Origin of the sequence: Cohnella thailandensis (genome assembly GCF_014212135.1) — a bacterium.
GTDB lineage: Bacteria > Bacillota > Bacilli > Paenibacillales > Paenibacillaceae > Cohnella > Cohnella thailandensis.
This window is the reverse complement of sequence record NZ_JACJVQ010000006.1, coordinates 441116-462242: the sequence shown is the minus strand read 5'-3', so window position 1 is coordinate 462242 and position 21127 is coordinate 441116. Positions and strand designations below refer to the sequence as shown.

17 protein-coding genes are annotated in these 21127 nt (G+C 59.0%); 5 read left to right on the top strand and 12 right to left on the bottom strand.

The features are described 5' to 3' along the window. Positions 1-26: 26 nt before the first annotated feature. Together cyoA and H7B67_RS09980 are read right to left on the bottom strand one after the other, a co-directional pair. A complete protein-coding gene (gene cyoA, locus H7B67_RS09985; protein WP_185119639.1) occupies positions 27-968 on the bottom strand; it encodes a ubiquinol oxidase subunit II in 942 nt (313 codons plus the stop codon). A gap of 447 nt (positions 969-1415) precedes the next feature. Next, positions 1416-1664 (bottom strand): hypothetical protein, encoded by a 249-nt coding sequence (locus tag H7B67_RS09980; RefSeq protein WP_185119638.1) that lies wholly within the window; start codon positions 1662-1664, stop codon positions 1416-1418. A gap of 212 nt (positions 1665-1876) precedes the next feature. Here H7B67_RS09980 and H7B67_RS09975 point away from each other — a divergent pair, with 212 nt between their 5' ends. The 4 genes from H7B67_RS09975 (at position 1877) to H7B67_RS09960 (ending at position 5176) form a co-directional block, all read left to right on the top strand. After that, the gene (locus tag H7B67_RS09975; RefSeq protein ID WP_185119637.1) at positions 1877-2446 is read left to right on the top strand and encodes a DUF1700 domain-containing protein; all 570 of its coding nucleotides are present in this window, start codon (positions 1877-1879) and stop codon (positions 2444-2446) included. 3 nt (positions 2447-2449) lie between these two features. Beyond that, complete coding sequence (locus H7B67_RS09970) at positions 2450-3304, top strand: DUF4097 family beta strand repeat-containing protein (RefSeq protein WP_221468713.1); 855 nt, start codon at positions 2450-2452, stop codon at positions 3302-3304. A 186-nt stretch (positions 3305-3490) separates the two neighbouring features. Beyond that, the gene (locus H7B67_RS09965; protein ID WP_185119636.1) at positions 3491-3916 is read left to right on the top strand and encodes a MarR family transcriptional regulator; all 426 of its coding nucleotides are present in this window, start codon (positions 3491-3493) and stop codon (positions 3914-3916) included. Positions 3917-4060: 144 nt separating this feature from the next. Further along, a complete protein-coding gene (locus H7B67_RS09960) occupies positions 4061-5176 on the top strand; it encodes a response regulator (protein ID WP_185119635.1) in 1116 nt (371 codons plus the stop codon). A gap of 37 nt (positions 5177-5213) precedes the next feature. On the opposite strand, the gene H7B67_RS09955 is transcribed toward H7B67_RS09960, so the two are convergent. The 5 genes from H7B67_RS09955 to H7B67_RS09935 all read right to left on the bottom strand — a co-directional run bounded on the left by H7B67_RS09955 (position 5214) and on the right by H7B67_RS09935 (position 11724). Continuing rightward, complete coding sequence (locus H7B67_RS09955; RefSeq protein WP_245363137.1) at positions 5214-5555, bottom strand: winged helix-turn-helix transcriptional regulator; 342 nt, start codon at positions 5553-5555, stop codon at positions 5214-5216. Between the two features lie 308 nt (positions 5556-5863). Next, the gene (locus tag H7B67_RS09950) at positions 5864-7456 is read right to left on the bottom strand and encodes a response regulator transcription factor (protein WP_185119634.1); all 1593 of its coding nucleotides are present in this window, start codon (positions 7454-7456) and stop codon (positions 5864-5866) included. Beyond that, complete coding sequence (locus H7B67_RS09945; RefSeq protein ID WP_185119633.1) at positions 7453-9252, bottom strand: sensor histidine kinase; 1800 nt, start codon at positions 9250-9252, stop codon at positions 7453-7455. Before H7B67_RS09945 ends, H7B67_RS09950 begins: the two co-directional genes overlap by 4 nt. Next, positions 9249-10796, bottom strand: a complete 1548-nt coding sequence (locus tag H7B67_RS09940; protein WP_185119632.1) for an ABC transporter substrate-binding protein — start codon at positions 10794-10796, stop codon at positions 9249-9251. Before H7B67_RS09940 ends, H7B67_RS09945 begins: the two co-directional genes overlap by 4 nt. A gap of 190 nt (positions 10797-10986) precedes the next feature. Next, positions 10987-11724 (bottom strand): SDR family oxidoreductase, encoded by a 738-nt coding sequence (locus H7B67_RS09935; RefSeq protein WP_185119631.1) that lies wholly within the window; start codon positions 11722-11724, stop codon positions 10987-10989. 181 nt (positions 11725-11905) lie between these two features. Between H7B67_RS09935 and H7B67_RS09930 the strand changes: the two genes are divergently transcribed. Beyond that, positions 11906-12835: an AraC family transcriptional regulator gene (locus H7B67_RS09930; RefSeq protein ID WP_185119630.1), complete on the top strand. Its 930-nt coding sequence runs from the start codon at positions 11906-11908 to the stop codon at positions 12833-12835. Positions 12836-12851: 16 nt separating this feature from the next. On the opposite strand, the gene H7B67_RS09925 is transcribed toward H7B67_RS09930, so the two are convergent. From H7B67_RS09925 to H7B67_RS09905, 5 genes are all read right to left on the bottom strand, one after another. After that, positions 12852-13412, bottom strand: a complete 561-nt coding sequence (locus H7B67_RS09925; protein WP_185119629.1) for a nucleotidyltransferase family protein — start codon at positions 13410-13412, stop codon at positions 12852-12854. A 10-nt stretch (positions 13413-13422) separates the two neighbouring features. Then, positions 13423-13749, bottom strand: coding sequence for a DUF3024 domain-containing protein (locus H7B67_RS09920; protein WP_245363139.1), 327 nt, complete (start codon positions 13747-13749; stop codon positions 13423-13425). A 113-nt stretch (positions 13750-13862) separates the two neighbouring features. Beyond that, entirely contained in the window at positions 13863-14123 is a 261-nt protein-coding gene (locus H7B67_RS09915) for a hypothetical protein (RefSeq protein ID WP_185119628.1), read from the bottom strand. A 21-nt stretch (positions 14124-14144) separates the two neighbouring features. Then, positions 14145-14372 carry a hypothetical protein gene (locus tag H7B67_RS09910; protein WP_185119627.1) on the bottom strand — a complete coding sequence of 76 codons (228 nt, stop codon included), beginning with the start codon at positions 14370-14372 and terminating at the stop codon, positions 14145-14147. A 150-nt stretch (positions 14373-14522) separates the two neighbouring features. Beyond that, positions 14523-20945: an S-layer homology domain-containing protein gene (locus tag H7B67_RS09905; protein WP_185119626.1), complete on the bottom strand. Its 6423-nt coding sequence runs from the start codon at positions 20943-20945 to the stop codon at positions 14523-14525. Positions 20946-21127: the final 182 nt, after the last annotated feature.

Genomic DNA, 21127 nt, shown 5'->3' with positions numbered 1-21127 from the left:
AGACATCCTCCTTATCTTATCCTCGTTTACTTGTCCGCTCCGCTCTCGGAAGAAGTCGCCTCTGAGGAGGTTTCCCCTTCCGAACCTTCGCTATGATTGTGCGAGGAGCCGTACTTGCTCACGATCCGGTCGAACAAGCCTTCCGGGAAGGAGGAGTACGTGTCGTTCGTCTCGACGATCCCCGGTTCGGCCAGCTCGTCATAGCCCTGCTCGGTGAGCGCCGGCGAGGATTGCTTGATATCGGATACCCACTTGTCGAAGTCCCCTTGCGAGGTCGCCTCCGCGATGAACTCCATTTTGCCGAAGTGCTCGCCGCTGAAGTTGGCCCCGCGACCTTGATACTGTCCGATCTCGCTAGCCATGAGATTCAGCTCCATCGCCATGCCGGACATCGTATAAATCTGTCCGCCGAGCTGCGGAATCCAGAACGAGTTCATCGGCGCGTCCGAGGTCAGCTTGAATTCGACTGGAACGTCTTCCGGGAACCGTACGTAATTAACCGTAGCGATGCCTTGCTCCGGATAAGTGAAGAGCCACTTCCAGTCCAGCGACGTGACTTCGATCGTGATCGGCTTGACGCCTTGCTCCGATTCCGCCGCCAACGCCTTGGAAGGCTCCAGCTTATAAGAGTAAGCAACCGTGATCGCGCCCAAGACGACGATGATAAGGATCGGAATTCCCCACATCCACGCTTCGATCTTGGTGCTGTGAGACCAATTCGGCTTGTACTCCACGTTCGCTTTGTTCGCTTCGCGATACTTCCAGGCGAAGTAGAACGCCATGCCCAGGACGGGCACGAGGATGATAATGCTGATCACGATCGTAATCATGATAAGATCGAACTGCTGGTCGGCAACGATGCCCTTAGGATCCAGCACGCCCATGTCCGTGCTGCAGCCGGACATCAGGAACACGATCGCAAGCAGCGGTATCGCGGCAACGAGTCGACCCCAACCCCTTAACTTCATAAACTTTCTCATCTCCTCAGCGATGCTATTTGAACAGAATTGCGGAACCGTTCCGAACTCGGTTACGCTCGACGACTTTAAGATACCAGAAACCCTTGTGATCTTCTGCACTGTTAACAAAGGAGACATATTACGTTCTTTATTTCGCAATAATTTGTTCACCATTTCGACTTAACTTGATACAAATGCCTGAAATGGCTTCCAGTCAGGCCTGTCCGGCTCCATTTCGTGCCAATATGCCCGTATGTCCCTCCCACAAAAAAAAGGAAGCGCCTCAATCGCCTGCTAAAACAGGGAATCGAGGCCCTTGCTAAACCTTACACTTTTATTCGGTTTCGAAACCGGATTAGGATCTGCGAACGAGACAGTTCGACTACAACCAATCCATGCAGAAAAGGCCGATGAACTCCTCATCAGCCTTGATTGTTTTATTTCCTATTAATAGGGTTAAGCAAGCGGCTTATCGGGCGCCGATTCCGGTACGGGCGGAGCTTCCTCGCTCATTCTTTGCATCAGAGGCGCGAACGCTCCGATAATCAGAACCTGGATTCCGCCAACCAGGAAACCGATTCCGATCATCAACCCGAGATTCTCGTCGCTGAAATCCCTAATATGCCAACAGCTCAAGATGATGCCGATCGCAATAACGATTGCCGCTATCCATTTAGTAGCCCTGAACATGTCAAACGTCCTCATGTTCGCCACACTCCTCGTCATGTAAGCGCTATTTGTGTCTATTATATCACACACTTGTGACAAAATCATGTCCTTTGTGAAAATTCCGTGTCCAAATTTATGTCCACCCCGACTCAAGTCGGGTTTCAAACCGTCCCCCGGGTGGTGGGAGAAGCAGCCAAACTCCTTTAAACTAAGCTTACAATCCACTTTCCAGCGAACGGAGAGAAACCATGAAGAAGAACGATTACCTTGATGCCCTTAATTACCATCTAAGCTCCATTCCCGAGCCCGAGCGCTACGATCTGATCCGAGAGCTCGATCGCCGCATCGCTTATCAATTGCAAAAAGGAAGATCCGAAGACGAAATCCTGGCCGGACTCGGCGATCCGCTGATGCGGGCCGAACGAATGCTGGAAGAACGCCGGGACCGCATTCAGAAGGAGATTTCGCAAACCTACTCCGATCGCCCCTCGAAGCGTCCGGACTTCGCGCGATTCGTCGGAGTCGGCATCCTGCTGTTTTTCTTAAACCTAGTCGCGCTGCCCGTCATCGCCTCCTTGGGAGCTGCCGTGCTGTCGCTGGGCGTCTCCGCCATAGCGGCGATCGCCTCACCCTTGCTTACCCTGTTGGATTGGTTCTGGAACAGCTCCTTCTATCCGGCTAACTTGTTCGCGCACGTCGCCGTCGCGGGCGTCGGCATTCTGCTCGCCCTGCTGTTCATCCCTCTTGCCAAGCTGGGCTTCCGGGGAGTTGTCGCTTATGGGAAATGGAACCTTCGATTACTGAGAGGACGGGTATAAGAAATGAACAAGAAACGTTGGATCTCGATAGCTTTAGGACTCATTTTGATCGGCATAGGCGGCGCGGCCTTCTACAACTTCCAATTCGGGGAAGACAAACAGTCCTATGAACATATAATGAAGCTCGGGTCCAAGGACCTCAAGCAGCTTGCGGTCCAGAGCGACAGCCTGGGGCTTCGCGTCAGCTTCGTGCCGAGCGAGGACGGAACCAATTCCGTTCGAATCGCGGGCCGGGCCAAGGAAGAGATCATCGATCAGGTAAGGAATGCCCGGTTGTCCGGAGGGGTCCTGAAGATCAACATGAAGGAAGGCTGGAGCTTCGCCAGCTTCGACTTCGACTTCAATTCCGTCCAAGAGATTACCGTCTCCTTAACGGAAGAAGCGGCCGCCGCGCTGCAGTCGTTTAAGGTGGACACCGATTCGGGCTCCGTCCGGGTGAACGGTGCGGCGGCGGCCAAAGGCGAGATCGAATCCGACTCGGGCAGCATCAAGCTGTACGGCTTCCAAGGCGAGACGCTGGAGCTTGAATCCGATTCCGGAAGCATCCATGCCGAGAATCTGACCGCCGCGCTAACCGCTTCCTCCGAATCGGGAAGCATCACGATCGACCATCTGAAGGGAGTCTCCAAGCTGGAGTCGGATTCCGGAAGCATCCGGCTCCTGAAGGATGACGCTTCGGACGCCGACATCAAGAGCGATTCCGGAAGCGTGCGCGTCGAAGTGCCGAACGACTTCGGCGGATTTTACGACCTCAAGTCGGATTCCGGCTCCGTCCGTTCCCCCGACTCGGAGAAGAGAACGACCGAGACGATCAAGGTCCGCACCGACAGCGGCAGCATTCGGGTCACTCAACCTTAACCGGCGAAGGATCCACCGTTCACTCTCAAACCGTCTGCCGCGTCCTCGGACGCAGGAGGCGGTTTGAATTCATTTTCCGTTCCGAATCTAAATCTTGAAACTTTCCGCACTTAGTCCCAAAAGACTGGTCTTCTTCCGCAAAGTATGGGAAAATTGAAATACTTTAATTATTGTGGAGGCATGGCCGTGACCTTACACGACAATATCGTGGAATTGTTCGGATTGATTCGGCAGCACAATCGACTATGGCGGAACGAATGGGCGAAGGACATCGAGAACGACCTCTCGATCAGCCAGGTTCAAGCGCTCGATATCCTTCTGGCGGAAGGATCCAAACCAAGCTCCTATCTCTCGAATATATTAGGCGTCACTTCCGGGGGCATGACCGTTATCTCGGACAAGCTGGTGAAGCAGAAGCTCGTCGAGCGCGTAAGCGATCCGAGCGACCGGAGGGTCGTTAAGCTCGAGATTACGGAAGAGGGCAAGCGCCTGCTCGCCTCCATCCAGGAGAAGAGAGTCGAGCTGATGGAGAAGATGTTCAGTTCGCTCAGCGACGAGGAAGTCCAACAACTGCTGAGCATTTACCGCAAGCTCCTCCTTTCCCGCGAATAACGATTACGTCCCCTCCATTCCGCAGCCAGAATCGGAATGGAGTTTTTTTGCGCCAAACGGTTCCTTTATCTATACTTTTACGTACTTATATACGATACATAAGTTAGACGTCTATTTTCTATTGCGTCGTAGGAGGATATGGCTGTGCGCGGCATCTTGGTCGATGATGAATCTCTCGCGTTGAGAGGGCTGGAGAACCAATTACGCAAGCTTGGAGGAATCGAGATCGTCGGGACGTACCGGAATCCCGTCGAGGCGTTGGAAGCGGCCGCCAGGTCGAAGCCGGACGTCGTCTTTCTCGATATCGAAATGCCCGAGGTGAGCGGCATCGAAGCCGCCCTGGACTTCCAGGATCTCTCCCCTTCTCCGCAGATCGTATTCGTAACCGCATACGAGGAATACGCCGTCAAAGCGTTCGAGCTGGAAGCTCTCGATTACGTTCTGAAGCCCTGCCGGACCGAACGATTGGCGCTTACGCTCCAGAGAGTCGCCGAGAGACTTCAAGCCACTTCCGATACGCCGGACGAGCTCCGCAAGGGCGCGATCCGCTGTCTGGGCAGATTGCAGGTAGAGGTCGGTCCGAACGAGTTCCTGGCATGGAGGACGGCCAAGGCCCAAGAGCTGTTCGCTTACTTGACGTTAAGGGCAGGTCAGCCCGTGCGTAAGGATGTTCTGGTCGAGATCCTGTGGCCGGAATCCGATCAGAAGAAGGCTTACACCCAGCTATATACGACGATCTACCAGCTTCGCCGCACCTTGGAGGCCGCCCGCCTTCCTCTCCGGATCGTCAATTCGAGCAACAGCTATTCTCTCGAACGAAACGGGATGGAGACCGACGCCGAGCAATGGGAACGGCAGCTTCCGAGCGAAGCCGAGATCGCTTCCCTTGCCCTTGAGGACTACGAGGAGAAGATGATCTTAAATCGAGGAGAATTGTTCGAGGACAGCGGATATCTATGGGCCGAGCATGAGCGCGAGCGGCTCAGCAGCCTGTGGTTCCATCACGCCAAGCGCCTCGCCAAGAGGCATGACGAGAATAACGACGCGATAATGGCTTCCACATGGTACAACCGCATTCTGCAGAGATTCCCTTATTCGGAAGAGATCTACTTCGCGTTAATGGAGCTTTATGCCCGTTTAGGGGAACGAAGCCTCGTCGAACAGCATTATAGCCGCCTGAGCGCGATGACGCAGAGCGAATACGGAACGGAGCCGTCCGCGGAAGTTCAAACCTGGTATCTTAATTGGAAAAAAGAATAGAGCACCCAAGAGAGCAGCCCTCAAGGCGGGCTCTCTCTTAACGTTGGCTATATTTCTCTCCCCATTGCCTCATCATGTGAATCAGCGGCATCAACGAGTAGCCCAGCTCGCTAAGGCGATATCCGACTCGCGGGGGAATCTCTTGATAGGCAATCCTCTCGACGATGCCGTCCTTCTCCAGTTCCCGCAATTGAAGGGTTAACATTCGCTGCGTAATTCCCGGAATAAGCCGTCTAAGCTGATTGAATCTTGTCTCCTCTTTAGCCAAGTGAAAGAGAATAATGCCCTTCCATTTGCCCCCGATGACGCTCATCGTGATCTCGACTTCGGCGCCTGCGCTCGCGTTGTTTCCAGGTAGTTTTTCCATAAGTTTAGCCATGTTAATCTCCTTCTACGATAGTGGAATATTCCCCCAATATTTCTGTTGTACCACTAAGGGCTGAACAAATTCTGAAAAGAGTTCCCTTTTTGTGCTCTTCAGAATTTTTTTCATGTTTTGAGATAAGAACGCCCTGGCACCTATATTGCGGGGTAAAACCACTTGCGAGGAGAGCAGGAGAAAAAAACGGCGTTTGAGAAGCAAACGGTCACGGAGGAGGACCGGGCTTCCCGGATTCCCGCAGACCGATCCTCCGAGAGAACGCGAAGCCTCTTCCCCTTCCGTCCGCATGGCCGTTCGTTCATAAGTTATTTAGCCCGCTTAAGAAGCTTGCGGTAGTCGTGGGGAGTCTCCCCGTATACCTTGCGGAACTGCCTGGCGAAATACGAGAAGTTGCCGTACCCCAGTTCTCCCGCGATCTCGCTGACGCTGCGCTCGGTCGTCGCGAGCAGATCGGAAGCCCTGCGCATTTTCTCCTGCAGGATATATTCGGTCAGCGCCATCCCTGTCTCCTTGCGGAACAGCCGGGATAGATAAGCCGGGTTCAGAAAGACGCCGGCCGCCAGCTCCTCGCGGGTCAACTCTTCGTTCAGGCGCTCCGCCACGATGGCCTTCACTTTCTGAACGACGGGACTGGAGGACGCTTGAGCAGACAGGAGGCGATCCGCCGCCTCCACGACCTTTTCCGCCCAGCTTCGGAACCTCCCGACCGACTTCGCGGCCTGCTTCGCGTCAAGCCAGCTCTCGTTCTCGTAAAGCAGCGCGGCGGAGAAGCCCTTGCGATGCAAAGCGTAGTAAACCACCTGAAGCAAGGAATGGTACATCGCCGTCAACGCCTCGACCGACAGCGCCTCCTGCCCCAGCTTCTCCTCCAGCGCGGCCATAAGCTCGGCCCGCTTCCCCTGCTCCAGCAAATCGGCAAGCTCCAGCATCGAAGGCTGGGAGGAGGAAGGAAACTCCGCGTCCAAAGGCTCCTCCCCGAGTTCGATGACGGCATTCATGCGGCTCACGTTGCGGTATTCCGCATTCTGCAGCGAGAGGTACGAACGGATCGCCTCTTCGATCGCGACCGGCTCCCCGACGTAGCAGGACACGCGCCCGTAGAAATAGCGCCGGCAAGCCTCGATATAGCTCTTGCAGAGCGCGGATAGCCCCAACCTCTCGTCGTCGCCGACGGGAACGACCGCGATCGTGTGACCCCGCCGATCCCGAAAGACATGCCCGGAAGGAAGGATCGGCAGAAGCTCCTCCGCCGCCTTGCGAAGAGCGTATTCCATGATCTCTTCCTCGCGCTCGGTCAACGGCTTCTCCCATTGCTCCAGGCTGATAAGGACCAGCCTTATCCGCTCGATGTCCTTGTAGGAGATGTCGCAGCCGGCCAGCGCCGCATCGATCGACTCCCGGTCCGGCCGGAAACGCCGCTCGAGCAGGTCCTCCCAGAAACGCTCGATCAGAAGCGGCTTGCGGCTGTTCCACAGCTCCGCATACTGGAGGTAGAGATCGCCGAGCTCGCTCGCTTTGCGCTTCTCCCGGACCTTCCGGATCGTCTTCTCCAGCACCCGCTCCAGATCGGAGTAGATGACCGGCTTCAGCAGATAATCGTTCCCTCCGAGCTGAAGAGCCTTCTGCGCGTAAGCGAACTCGGAATGGCACGTCAGCACGATCGTCTCGATCGGCAAGCATTGCTCCGCCGCCCATTCCATCAGCTCAAGTCCGCTCGCTTCCGGCATCTCGATATCGCAGATCATGATGTCGATCTCTTCCCGCCGCAGAACTTCCTTCGCCATGGCCGCATGGTACGCCTCGAACACGCCTTCGACTCCGATGGAGTCCCAGCGGACGCCCGACACCAACCCTTTAACGGCATAAATTTCATCATCGACGATAAGAACCCGGGTCATGCGGATGGACCTCCTTTGCCGGACGGAGCGGGCGGCAGGATCAGCGTCACCTTCGCCCCCCGCGGCTCCGCGTTCTCAAAACTCATGCGTACGTTCCCCTTATAGAAAAGCCGGCAGCGGCGCACGACGTTCCACAGGCCGACGTGGCGTTCGCCCGGCTCGCTCCGGTGCACCGTCTCCCGAAGCTCCTCCGCCTTGCCCTCGGCGAAGCCTTTCCCGTTATCCGCGACCTCGATGCAGACCGGAGAATTCGGCTCGCCCGCTTCGGCATATACCCGAATCGAGATTCGGTATGGCGTCCCGCCGAGATACGCGAAGCCGTGCACCATCGCGTTCTCGACCAGCGGCTGAACCGTCAGAGGGGGAAGCGCGAACGCCTCCAGCTCGGGCTCCACCTGAATGGCGTAGTCGAGCGCCTCCGGGAACCGGTACTTCTGGATAGACAGATAATCCTGAATATGGTCCATCTCCTCCCGCATGGTCAAAGAGGACACCTGGGTTCTCGTCGCGTAGCGGAAGTAGCGGACCAGATGCATCGCCAGGCTCTGAATGATATCGAAGCTGCGAATCTGCGCCAGATGATAAACGATGTTAAGGGAATTCATGAAGAAATGCGGATGGATCTGCGCTTGGAGATGCTTGAGCTCCGCTTTCTGCGTGCGGATCTGCTCCTCGTAAATATCGATCTTGAGGTGCTCGATCTGCCGGACCATGCCGTTGAAGGTCTCGTTGATGGCCATGAATTCGACCAGCTTGTTGTCCTCGAGACGCGCGGACAAGTCGCCGGAACGGATTCTTCGCATCCCCTTGATCAGCCTTGTGATCGGCGACGCGATCCACTTCTGCAGGAAGATCAAATAGACGACGAGCAGAATCGCGGCCAGCGCCGGCACCCAATACGTCAATACCCGGAAGTAGGGAAGCCCCTCCAGCACCTTTTTCTCCGGCAAGAGCAGAATCAAGCTTAAACGAACCGTTGCGGAATGCTTCGAGACGAGCAGATAGCGCTGATCCAGCTCCACGATGTTGTAGTCCGCGCTCTCGTCGCCTTGCACCGCTTCGGCTCGCAGTCCGATCCGCTCGAGCTCCTCCCGCATGCCCCCGTCGATCGGGGAAAGCGCCTCGCCTTCGTCGGTCACGAGGAGCGCCGCCCCTCCGCCGTTCTCGGTCAACCGGTTCAGCGGCTGCATCAGACGGCTTAAGTCGACCCAGGCTCCGACCATCGTTCGGGATCCCGTATCGACGGCCCTTACGAGGGCAGAGGTGCCGTCCGCGATCCGGGCGACGTTCCATCCCGTGTAGAAGAGCGTTTCTCCCTGTTTCTCCCTCATGAGGTCGGACAGCCGATCTTGGATGGCTCTCTTGCGTTCGTATGGAACGTCCTGCTGCGGGGCCACGAACAGCTCGTCATGTTCGGCGCTGTAGGCGAACAGCACGTCCGCCGCCTCGTAATAGTTCCGATTGAGGAACAGATCGTTTACCGTCCGATTCGCCGCCAGGTAATATTCCAGGCTATCCTTCGGATATTGACTGAGCGAGCTGACGTTCTGATCCTGCTCGGCGGTCTTGTACAGGTAGTTCTCGATCTCTTCCAGCGCTTTGTCCATGTCGTTCATGTACACCGTCAGCAGGTTACGGTTGGACTCCGCCACCTGGGAGTGCACGACCCGGGTCGCGTAGAGGTTGTTCGACAGGACGACGACCAGAAGCGGAATCGTGACGAGACAGAACCCGAGTATCAAGCGGGAGCGAATCGTCCGGGGCTTCGAGGATCTCTTTGGGAGCATGGGAATCATGGGCCGCCCCTCTCCGCGAGCCATTCGTCGAGCTGCCGCTGCTTCTCCGCGATGACGCGGTCCGCCCCGGCCGCCTTCAGTTCGCTTAAGTAGAGAGGAATGACCTGATCGGGGTCGAGCGCCCCCGTGTTGATCGCCGGTCCGTACTTCTCGTCGACCGCGTTGCAAGCCGCGATCTCTTTCTTGACCTTCTCCGGGTTGAAAACGAAGCCGAGCGCCTTCGACTTGTCGGCCTGCTCGTTGAACTCGCGGTATTGTTCCCACAGCCGCGGATCCTCGTTGCTCCACAGGTAGGAATTCAGCTGGTTGCCGAACATCCAGGGCTCGTTGATGTTGTAGCCTACCGTCCTGGCGTCGACGCCTTCCGGATAGGCGATGATGCCGTCCGCCACTTTCACGTAATGCTTGCCTTCGATTCCCCAGTTCAACAGGTTGAGCAGATACGGGTCCGTATAGAGCAGATTCAGCAGCCTCATCGCCTTCTCCGGATGCTTCGCGTTGCTCGTGATCCCGAACATCGCGCTCGTCGTGTCGGCCGTCGTCGTGTAGGGCTCGGTAAGCTCGACCATCTCCATCTCGGTACCGGTATCCCGGGACGCCTGCAGGTCGAAGCCCGGCTTCAGCGATTCGGCGTAAGAGAACGCCTGCCCCGCCTTGACCGCTTCGTATTCGCTGTCCCGGCTCGTCGCCGCGTCGGCGTTGAAGTAGCCCGCCAGGTTCCATTCGTGCATCAGCTTCGCGTATTCCCGGTAGATCGGCGTCTCGATCATGTTCACGATCGCGGTGGAATTCCCTTCGCGCTCCAACGCTCCGGGACCTTCGCCGAGCATATCGAAGAAGCCGTTCTGCATCATGAAGATGAACGGGCTGCGGTCCGACTTCGCTTGAATCGGAGCGACCCCGGGCTCGTTCTCCTTGATGACGGCGAACGCTTCGGTCAGGTCGGACAGCTTCCGAACGCGGCTTAGGTTGATATCGTACTTGTCGAGCAGATCCTTGCGCATGACCAGACCTTTGCTGGAGGCGAACTCCTTGTTGGTCACGATCCCGTAGATGTGGTTATCGATCTTGCCCGCCTCGAGAATCGAAGGGTTCAGAATTTCCTTGATCCCCTGCCCGTATCGATCCAGAAGGTCCTCCAGCGGAAGAAACCGCCCCTTCGCCACCTCGTCGCCGAATCTCATCCAACCGGCGGTGAACATCAGGTCGATCTGCTCGTTCGAGGCGAACATGAGCCCCGTCTTGTCCCACCATCCAGCCAGATTGATCGGGATGATATCGAGCTCGGCTTGAATCGTCCCCTCGAGGTAACGGTTGATCTCCTCTTCGACGAGCGGCAGGTCCTTGGGAACGCTCCCCGCGGGGAAAACCATGACGAGACGATCCGATCCCGGGTTCCCGGCGTTCTCGCCGGCGTTCGGAAGAGCGCCCGATCCTTCCCCCTTGTCTCTCTGCATCCACGCAGCCGCGAGCAAGGCGAGACCGAGCGCGGCGATTCCGATCGCCAGCCACGCCGTAACCGCTTTCTTTTGCGCGTCCACCATGCTGCTATCCCCTTTGTCCGCCCGGTGTTTCGATTCCTTAATCTTAACCCGAAACGGAGGGAGCCGACTACAACAAATGTGACTTGGAAGGATACGATTGTGACTTCAATGGTCAAAAAAGGACGACCGCTTCCGCGCGTCGCCGCGCGGTCCGATCGTCCCTCGTCCGGTTATTCGGTTCTTGCGCTCCTCAGTTGAAGCCCCCGTTGACGCGGATCGTCTGTCCCGTTATCCAACGCGCCTTGTCGCCGACGAGCAGCTCGATCGCGTTCGCGATATCCTCGGGTTCGCCGAGACGGCCGAAAGCGTTCATGCGGCGGTACGAATCGATAAGCTCTTCCGACTTGCCGCTTAGGAACAGCTCCGTCGCCACCTGTCCGGGCGCGACGCAATTGATCGTGATCCCCTTCGGGCCGAATTCCTTCGCCAGTTGACGGGTCAGCTGTTCGACGGCGCCCTTCGTCGCGGCGTAGACGCTGTACGTCGGAAGCATCGCCCCCGCCACGGACGTCGAGAAATTGACGATCGTTCCGCCCGCTTCCATATGCTTCATCGCCTGCTGGCACGCGAAGTAGGTTCCTTTGACGTTGATGCTGTAGTTCCGGTCGAAGAACTCTTCCGTCACGTCCCCGATGGCCGCGTTCCCCATAATGCCGGCGTTGTTGATCAGAATGTCCACGCGACCGAATTTCTCCAGCGTCTTCGAGAACAAGTCCTCGATCTCGCTCACGCGCCCCACGTCGGCGCGAATGGCCGTCGCCTCGCCTCCCGCTTGCCCGATCGTCTTCACGACCTCCTCCGCCTTCTCCCGGTTCGAGGAATAATTGACGACTACCTTCGCTCCCGCTTGCGCCAATTGGATGGCGATCTGACGGCCGATGCCTCTCGATGCTCCCGTAACGATCGCGACTTTTCCGTTCATGCTCATTTGCGCTCTCTCCTTTTTTTCATCGTTGGCCGTTCGGCGATCCGCCGCGTTCGACCTTGCTTCTTTATTGTAAGGAGAGAAGCCTTCGCCCCGTTAGATCAAAGCTGTTCGATCCTTGCCTAATTCTCTACGATGCCGATATAGTATAGGGAAAAGAAGATGCGGAAGGGAGTCGCTCCTAATGGAAGAAACGAACGAATCCGAGAGCATGGAGAATAGGTTGCGTCAAATGGCGCTTCTGATACGCCGCCACGCCCCGACGAGCGGCACTCATCCGACGGCGGTGCCAACGCTGGCGCTGATGCATGCCGCGGAGCCTTCGGAGCCGTTGGAATCGGTCTATAAACCGTCCATCTGCGTCGTGGCCCAAGGGGCGAAGACGGCCACCCTCGCCGACGAGACCTACCGGTACGATCCTTCGACTTACCTGGTCACCTCCGTCGAGCTTCCGATCCTCGGCCGAATCGTCGAGGCTTCGCCGGAGATTCCTTATCTCAGCTTGAAGCTGAGCTTCGACGCCGACGTCATCCTGGACCTCGCCAAGGAGATGAACCGGCAGGGCGGCCAACCGCCGGAAGGAGGCCGCGGCATCTCCGTGAACCGGCCGTCTCCCGCGCTGCTCGAGGCCCTCGTGCGGCTCCTGCAGCTGCTCGATTCGCCCGGCGATATTCCGATTCTGGCTCCGCTCCTAGTCCGCGAAATCCTGTACCGCGTCATGCAGGGCAACCAAAGCACCCTCCTGCACCATTTCGGGGTAACCGGCAGCCAAGCGCACAACATCTCGGAGGCGATCCGGTTGATTAACCGCCAATATGACCGGCCGCTCGCGGTGGATCGCCTCGCCGAATCCGTGAACATGAGCACGTCGGCGTTTCACAAGCATTTTAAACGCGTTACGGCGATGAGCCCGCTGCAGTACCAGAAGACGGTCCGCCTGCAGGAGGCGAGAAGACTGATTCTGACGGAGACCGTACAGGTGTCCGACGCGGCGTTCCGGGTCGGCTACGAGAGCCCTTCCCAGTTCAGCAGGGAGTACGCCCGGATGTACGGGCAGCCGCCGACCCGGGACGTTCGGGAGCTTCGGGGATCGCTGGAGGGTACGCATGCGTGAGGGGAATCGGCATGATCTAGGGATCCGGCAGGGTTAGTCGGGGCCACGTCGCAAGCCAGCCCTTGTTCCGGACTCTGCTCAGGAAGAACTCTCTGTCTTTAAAGAAAGGGCTCTGCCGGAGGTTCAGGCCGAACAGGTCATCCAGACCGTGGGGAGCGATGACTTGAAGGCGGCCCTCATCGGTCAGGCGGACGCCGACGGCCGTCGCGGTCTCCGGCCAACGCTTCATGGCGTCCTCGATCGAAACGTACTCGGGCTCGTTGTTGCGGATATGCATTCGGGCTTGGTTTTTGACGGACCATTTCGGCTGCGGATTTACGCTCTCGAGTCTCTTCTCCAGCGTCTTCTCGTACTCTTCCGACAGGTTGGATCGATCGTAATAAAGAATATCGATGTCGTCCAGAGGCGTGCGAATCTCGTAGCGGTGCAGGTTGTCCCAGACGGCATTCCGGACGTATCCGGCGGCCATGCACCAGTCCGGCAGGTTCAAAGACCGAACGAGCTCGAGATCCCGTCTCAGGTTCGGCTGTGCGGTTAAGATGGCAATGAGATCGTCTGCGAGGTTCTTGCGGTTCATCGTCTCTTGCTCACGCCCAGAAAATGCCGTTCTCGTCCACGTTCTTAAGCTGAGTCTCGAAGCTGGAGCTCGGCGGAATATCGTCGATGAAGTGCCACTTGTCCCGGCTGTCCTTCCAATACACCTTCCACTCCTCCTCTTCCAGCCGGAACTGGGCGATCGGCAGCTCGAGCCGGTTCCCGGGCAAGTAGCCCGGCCTTTCTTGCGTCAAGGTCACGGCGTTCCCTCTAAACTTGTAATGAATCTGGATTTCGGCTCTCAGATGCTTGGGAATTTTCTTATCGATATATTGGTCCAGAATCTTCTCGATTCTCCTCTTGGTGAAGGCGTCCAGCAAGGCATTTTCTCTCCTTTGGTTAATTTCGGTTGAGGTTATTATCGGCTGGAACGCATTCCCTTTACATGCTTAATAAAATCTTCGGGATATACATCGCGATCATTAACTCCCCTTTATCTTTCGTACCCGTCAATCGCCGTCACATCCCAGTCCTCATCGAAAAAGACCGTTCCGCCCTTCTTGATCTCTTCCCATTCCGCTTCTTCGACTTCCACCTGAATGATCGAGTCGGACGGTCCGGTGACGGACACGTAATACCTCCCGCCCTGCTCGTACTTCTCCAAGACCGCCCTCGCGACCGGCTCCGCGGAATCGGAGCGAGAGGCGCATCCCGCTAGGGCAAATACAAAGATTAACTGAATTAATAATCTCATCGCGATGATCTCCCGCTTCTTCTATTTCGGCCGATTATTCCGAATATCTCTCGCCATCAAAACGATCCCGATAACGAAGGCGCAAACTCCGACGACAATTTGCAAAACCAAGGCCGCATAAACGATTCGAGGATAGCCGTTCCCATTCCCCACCGGACCGACTTTAGGCTGGTTCAATGCCCGCCAGCGATAAACGGCCAGCACGACGGTTAGAACGGACAGCGCAATGGCGACGATTCCTTTTCTCATAGGCGTCCCCTTCCCCTCGTCGGTTTGAGAAACGCGAAGACATTTAATTCTTCTAACTATTCGCGATTTAAGGGAGTTATTCCTTTGCCAGAGGCAGCCCTATTCCGGCAAAAACCCGCCGGGAGCCTTCTCCCGGCGGGTTTCCGCAATCTAGAGCAACTTGAGTGCCTTTAGCATTCTTTCGAGCAGAACCGCGCCCTCGGCTCGGGTCGCGAGTCCTTGCGGGGAGAGCGAAGTCTCCGAGGTTCCGTTCAGGATGCCCTCGGACAGCAGCCGATTCAACGCTTCCGCCGCCCATGGGCTGACGCGGCCGGCATCCGCGAAGCCGGCAAGATTGGCGCTTGCGGACGGAGGCGCGCCGACGGCCGAGGAAGAGCCGTTCTCGAGCGATTGCCGAACCAGCTCCATCGCCCGGGCGAGGAGGACGGCCATCTGCTCGCGGGTGATCTCTTCGGACGGCCGGAAGCGGCCGGCTTCGTCGCCTTGCACGAGGCCGAATTCGGCCGCCGCGTTCGCTTCGGCCGCGTACCAGGCTCCGGGAGCGACGTCGGCGAAGCCGAAGACGGGTTCGCCCGTGCCGGTCAAACCGAGCGAGCGGACGAGAAGGGCCGTGAATTCGGCGCGGGTCATCGGGCGATTCGGCGAGAAGCGTCCGTCTTCGTCGCCGCTCGCGATCCGCTTGTTCGCGAGAAGCTGCAGGTCCTTCTGCGCCCAGTGTCCCTGCAGGTCGGCGAACGCCCTTGCGGACGAGGCCAGGACAAAGATGCCGTTATGGGCGCTGCGTATCGTCACGGAAGTCCGTTCGTCTTCGGCAATCTCGAAGAGTGCCGGAACGTAGCGGAGACTGCCGGCTGCCGGATCGAAAAGCAGAACGGTCGACGCGTTCGGATCCAGCTCTTGATCGACGATTATCCGGCGATCGAGGAATAGACGTCCGAAGTTCGTTATCGGACTGGTTTCTCCATCGGAGTGAAGGGCAGCCTCAAACCGGAAAGCTCCCTTTGCGATCGGGGTTACGCCTTCCCGCCGCGCGGCTCCATTCAACAACGTTGCCATCGCTTGATCCAGTTCGCGGATCGTCAATTCCAGCAAGGCATCGTCCGCGGCCTTGCCGAGCAGCGCGGCTGCTTGGGCCAACGTCAGCTCGTACTCGGCGTTCGGAAGACTCACGAGGATTCTCGCGGACGGCTTCTTGCTAGCCGCTTCGCGGAGAGCCTTCGAGCTGAAGACGGCGGCTGCCTCGCCGGACGCTTCCCTGCCGGCAAACTCGATAACGCCGGCGCCGTCCGAGAGCGCGTCCGCTAGCTTCTTATCTCCTTCGGAGGCTCTCTTCCGAAGATCCGAAGCGTCCCCCTCGCCAGAGCCGCCAGGGTTGCCGGTTCCGATCCCCGTGCCGGGGCCCGGGTTGCCTGCCCCTCCGTCATCCGGAACGAGCACCGGGTCCGGCTGCTCCGGTTCCGGCACCGGATCCGCCGCGTTCAGCTTGAACGAGTCGCCCATCGTGCTGAATAGCCTTCCGACCTTCGCGTTCCGGATAAGAACATTTTGCAGTTCAACGCTTCCGGTGACGCCGGCCGCGACGTTGATTCCCCACGTTCCCGCTCCGTCGATCACGTAATTGCGAACGATAACCTTATGCGCGCCGGAGGCGTTGATCGAGTTCGGTCCGCTGACGTACAGCCCTTGGAACGTACTGTCGATCGCTTCGTTGTTTTGGATGAGAATATCGGCGTCGATCGGCTTATTCTCGACGAAGATCCAGATCGCTCCGAAGTCCTGATTCCAGCTCGCCTCATGTCCGCCGGTGCGAAGGAGCGTGTTGCGCTCGACGCGGGTCGTGCCGCCGAACGGCACCGGATCGAAGCGGGTCGAGACCGCGATTCCCGCCCCGTAGCCCATCGTGTCGGCCAGGAGGTTGTCCGTCACTTGATTGTCCGTGCCGCCGAACACCGCCACGTTATCGGCCAGGTATGGCAACTGGACCGTATTGAAGCGGATCTTGTTGTTCTGCGTCCGCGCCTGCTCGGCCGTGGTTCCTTCCCGTTGGTCGGACCAGAGGGCGATGGAATCGTCCCCCGTGTTGCGAAGGACGGAGTGCTCGACGACCGAGTTGCGGGTACCCGTGGACAGGTGAATGCCGTCCGCATACGTGTTGCGCACGCGAACGCCTCCGACGTAGAGGCCGTCCGTGTTCAGGGTCAGATCGTCGCTGAGCGTCGTCCAGATGCCGGCTTTGGCGTGCTCGATCCACACGTTCTGAATCGTCGATCCGGTGCCGAACGCGCCGTCGAAGCCCGCTTCCTTCTCGGCGTCATGGCGGCCGGTCACCCCGACATCGAGCAGAAGGTCGTACACCCCGACGTTCGAACCGACGCCCATGAAGCCTTCGCCGCGCAGCTCGGTATGCCACATGCCCGCTCCGCGAATCGTCACGCCGGCCACCCCGAGCGGGCCGCCGCTTAAGTCGAAGCTTCCTGCCGGCACCCACAGGCCGAAGCCTTGTTCATGTGCCGTCGCGATCGCCGCCCGGAACGCCGAGCTGTCATCCACGCCGTCGTTCGGCGCCGCTCCGAATTCCGTGACGGAGCGATAGCCTTCGTCCGGCATCGCGTAAGCTTCCGGCGCGCGCTCCAGTTCGGCCAGATCGAGCACGTAGTATTCGGCGGAGTCGCCCGCATCCCGCTGCAGCCGCACCGTCGCTCCGGCCGGGATGTCCCCGACGAGGAAGTGCGCCTCTTCGTAAAAGCGATGGGCGTCCCCGTCCGCCGGGTTGTTGGAATACGGGTACTTGCCGTACACCCAGCTGTGCTTGGAGCTCAATTCAAGCGACTGCCTCTTCTCGCCATTGACGTACAGGCTTAAAGTCGCGTTAAGCCCCGAACCGTCCGCGCTGTCCGGAATGACGTAACGAAGGGTCAGCGCATTCGCCGCTTCCGCGGCTTTAAACTCCGCGTATTGGCCCTCTTCGTCCAGCCGGACCGCCTTGCGCCCCGACGACTCCGCGGCAACCGTGCCGTAATCCCGGCCGGGGCCGATCAAGAGGCCGTTCGTCGCCGCGTCTTCAAGCTCATATGCGAGATAAGGCACGGTCGCCCCGCGCGAAGCCCCATATACCGACTTCGCCAGCTTCAGTGAGCCGATCTCCAGTCCCGTTCCGCTGTCGTCTTCATAACGAAGAGCGACGGTATTGAAGCCTTCTCGCAGCTTAAGCTCGACCGGAAGCGTTCCGGCATTCTCCCCCGTAGATGCAAGTTTCAGCGTCCCGGCCTTCAACCCGTTAACGTAAAGACCTAGCTTGCCAGTTGCTCCGGAGGCGTTGCGGTAAGCGATCGTCGCCGCGTAAGATCGGGCCTCCTCCGCATGAACCGACCACAGCAGGCTCGCGCCTTCGCCGGAGAAGCCGCCCGCGAACCCGTCCGAAGCGGCCGGAAGCGCGACTCCTCCGGAGGCGAATGCTTCCGACGCCGCGTAGCTCGCCGTTGTCGGAATCGGTTCGAACGTCCACCTCGCCGAACCGCCATTCCCTTGGGCGACCATGAGCTCGGGCGCAGACGCGCTGCGGATCGTCTTGTAACCGAGTACGTCCGTCACGTCCCACTGGGCGGCCCGTTCTCCGCCTACGGCGCTTCCGATCAGCGCGTCCCCGGAAGCGTTCGCCGCGAGGTATAGGCCGGTCTGCACGTTCTTGAATCGCTTATGCCCGTTGTAGCTCTCCGCGATCCACGCGGCGGACAGGCTATTGGACGAGGCCGCCTCGTAAGTAACCCCGGTCCCCGACATCGCAAGAAGCTCGCCGCTTCGTTCGCTCGCGATGCGAATGACGTTCTTCTCCTTCAGGACCGCCGTCGATCCATTCAAGTCGTCCGTCTCGACGCTTGGGGGGACGGCCTCATCCGGAGCGTTCTCCAGCTTCCATTGCGCCGCTTGGCTCTCGGCGGAGACCAGATCGTATTGGGCGAAGCCGAGCCCGTCCGCGAGGTGGATATACTCGTCGTCATGGCCTGCCGCGGCGCTGCGGAGCAGGTAGTAGCCGGCCGCTCCGGCCTCTTCGAGCCGCCAGCTCGAGGAATCTTCCGCTATCGCGCCGCTCGTTTCCAGGTAAGCTCTGCCGTTCTCGATCGACATCGCGCGGCCCGTCGCCCGATTCACGAGGCTCACGTTTCCGTCTTCTCCGACAACGAAGCTCCAATGGGAAGAGGCATCCGAGGCATCCGGCGTTCCGTATCGAACGACTTGACGGCCATTCTCGAAGAGATACTGCCCTGTCTGCCGATTCTGGATGCGAACGAAGCCTTCCGGCAGCTCCGCCGGAAGCTCCGGCGCCTCTTCGAGCAGCCACTGGGCGCTGCCCCAGTTCGCCGGAATGTCGCTTGCCTGCGCGAAGCCCTTGTTATCCTCGTCGTGGATTAAGACGTTGTTCTTCCAGACGCTGCGAAGCACCTTGGCTTCCGCGCCGTCGACGTCTTCCACCGTCCATTGGACGCTGCCCCAGGTCGGATCGAGCGCCAAGCTCTCCAGCGGATCCTCATAGCTTCCTACGTTCTCGTTGGTAATGAGATGACCCGTCGCCCGGTTGACGATCAGCGTTCCTTGCTGCCCTTGCTTCAGTTCCCAATGGGAAGCCGCGTTCAGGAGATCCGGCTGGCCGTCCTTGACGATGCCGTCTTCCTCGTATAAATACGATCCCCGGTAGCCGTTCTTCAGCCGCACATAGCCGCTCGCATCCTCCGAAACCGGGAGGAACTCCCACTTCGGACTGCCCCAGTCCCGCGGCACGATTCCGTACTGGAGCGTCTTCAGCTTGTTCTCCACGTTCAGATAAGACTGAGCGCTCTCGTTCTCGCTCCGATCGCCGGCTGACCGGATCAGCTTAAGTCCCTGGTAGTCGACGACGACCCAGTCGCCCGCCGTCGAGCCTTCGGCCAGATCGCCCGCCCGCACAGCCGCTCGGGATCCGTCCACTCCCTCCAGCGTCACGAAATGCCCGGTCGCGCGGTTCTGGATCCGGGTCTTCCCGTCTCCCGCGTCGACCAGCTGCCATTGGGCCGCTTGATCCCCGGATGCCGCGTTGCCGTACTTCACGATGCCGTTCTCTTCATACAGGTAAAGCTGCAGCCAGGAATTGCGGATCCGAATGTAAGTCGGGTCCGGGTTCTCCGGCTCCGGCTCCGTCAGCGGATCCTCCAGCTTCCATTGCGCGCTTCCCCAGGTCGGCTGCGCCCAGTCGTTCGCGTGAGCGAAGCCGTCCTGGGCCTGCACGTTCAGCAGATTGCCTTCGGCCCCCGGAACGGAGAACGTGTAGTAGCCGCTCACCGAGCCGCCCGCGTCGTTCACCGCCGCGTTCATGGTCCAGTCCGTGTCGTATACCGTCCCGGCCACGCTTTTGGCGCGGACGTCCGCCGCTTCTTCGCCCGAAGCGGAGGCGACGACGTAGTTGCCGGAGCCCAAGTTGCGCAGCGTCGTTCCGGAGGCGGCGCTCTCAACCAGCCATTGCGAGCTCTTATCCGTCGCTGCCGGCGTCCCGTAGGCGACAACCCCGTTCTGCTCGAACAAGTACTGGCCCTGCCATTGGTCTTTCAGCCGGACCGGAAGCGTATCGGAGGCCGGCTCCAGCCTCCACTGGGCACTCCCCCATCCGGGTTGAGCCCAATTGTTCCAATGAGCGAAGCCGTCCTGAGACTGAACGTTAAGCACGAGCTCCGGATAACCGTCGATCGCCAATCCGTAGACGTTCGCCTCCCCGGATGCCGTCATCGTCCATTCCGTCACGGCGCCGTCCCCGAGTTCCGTGACCGATATGGGGATCGTCTTGTCCTCGGAAGCGATTACATTAGCGACATTAACAAAATGCCCGGTCGCCCGGTTCCGAAGCCGCTTCTTCCCGTCGCCGGCGTCGATGGCGTACCAGTGGGACGAGGCGTCGTTCATCGCGGGCCGGCCGACCTTTACGACGCCGTCCGCCTCATACAAATAGCCGCCCTGCCATTGATCGACGATCCTCACCGGAGCGAGATCGCTCGCGGGCTCGAGCTGCCACTGGGCGCTGCCCCAGGACGCCTGCGCCCAGTCGTTCACGTGCGCGAAGCCGTCCAGCGTCTGAATGTTGAGCACCCGGTTCGAAAAGTCCGCGCTAACCACGTTGACGTAGCCGGGCTCCGAATCCTGCACCTTCCACAGGGCCGTCGTCAGCCCCGGCGAGATGTCCGTGCTCTCCAACGGCTGCGTGATTTTGTCGCTCGGAACGACGCTGGCCATGTTCAGGTAACGGCCGGTCGCCTTGTTCCGGATCGTCTTGAGTCCGTCTCCCGCCTCCTCCAGCAGCCATTGCGCCGCCGGGTCCTCCACGGCCGTGTAGCCGTAGCGGACCTTGCCTGCGCTATCCTCGTACAAATACGTGCCCTGCCACTGATTCTTGAACCGGACATACGCCTCCGAATCCCCGGCCATGCCTCCCGAGACGGCGCCGCCGCCCGAGGGAGAATCCGTCTCCGCCGACACGGACGCCAGGGCGCCCAGCGGAGACAGCAGGACGAGTGCCAATACGCTTGCGATAAGCTTGCGGATCAGAGCCATTCTCCTCTTCCCTTTCTGAATTTGGATTCTTAACACCGCAACGGCCGTGGCCTCGCAGTCGCCATGTGGCAACCGGTGTTAGTCGATTTTTTCGACTATCAGCATCGCGTTCGCCCTTCAGCGGACGGCGTTAGTCGAATTTTTCGACTATCGGCATCGCTTAGGTTCTATAGGGCTGCAGC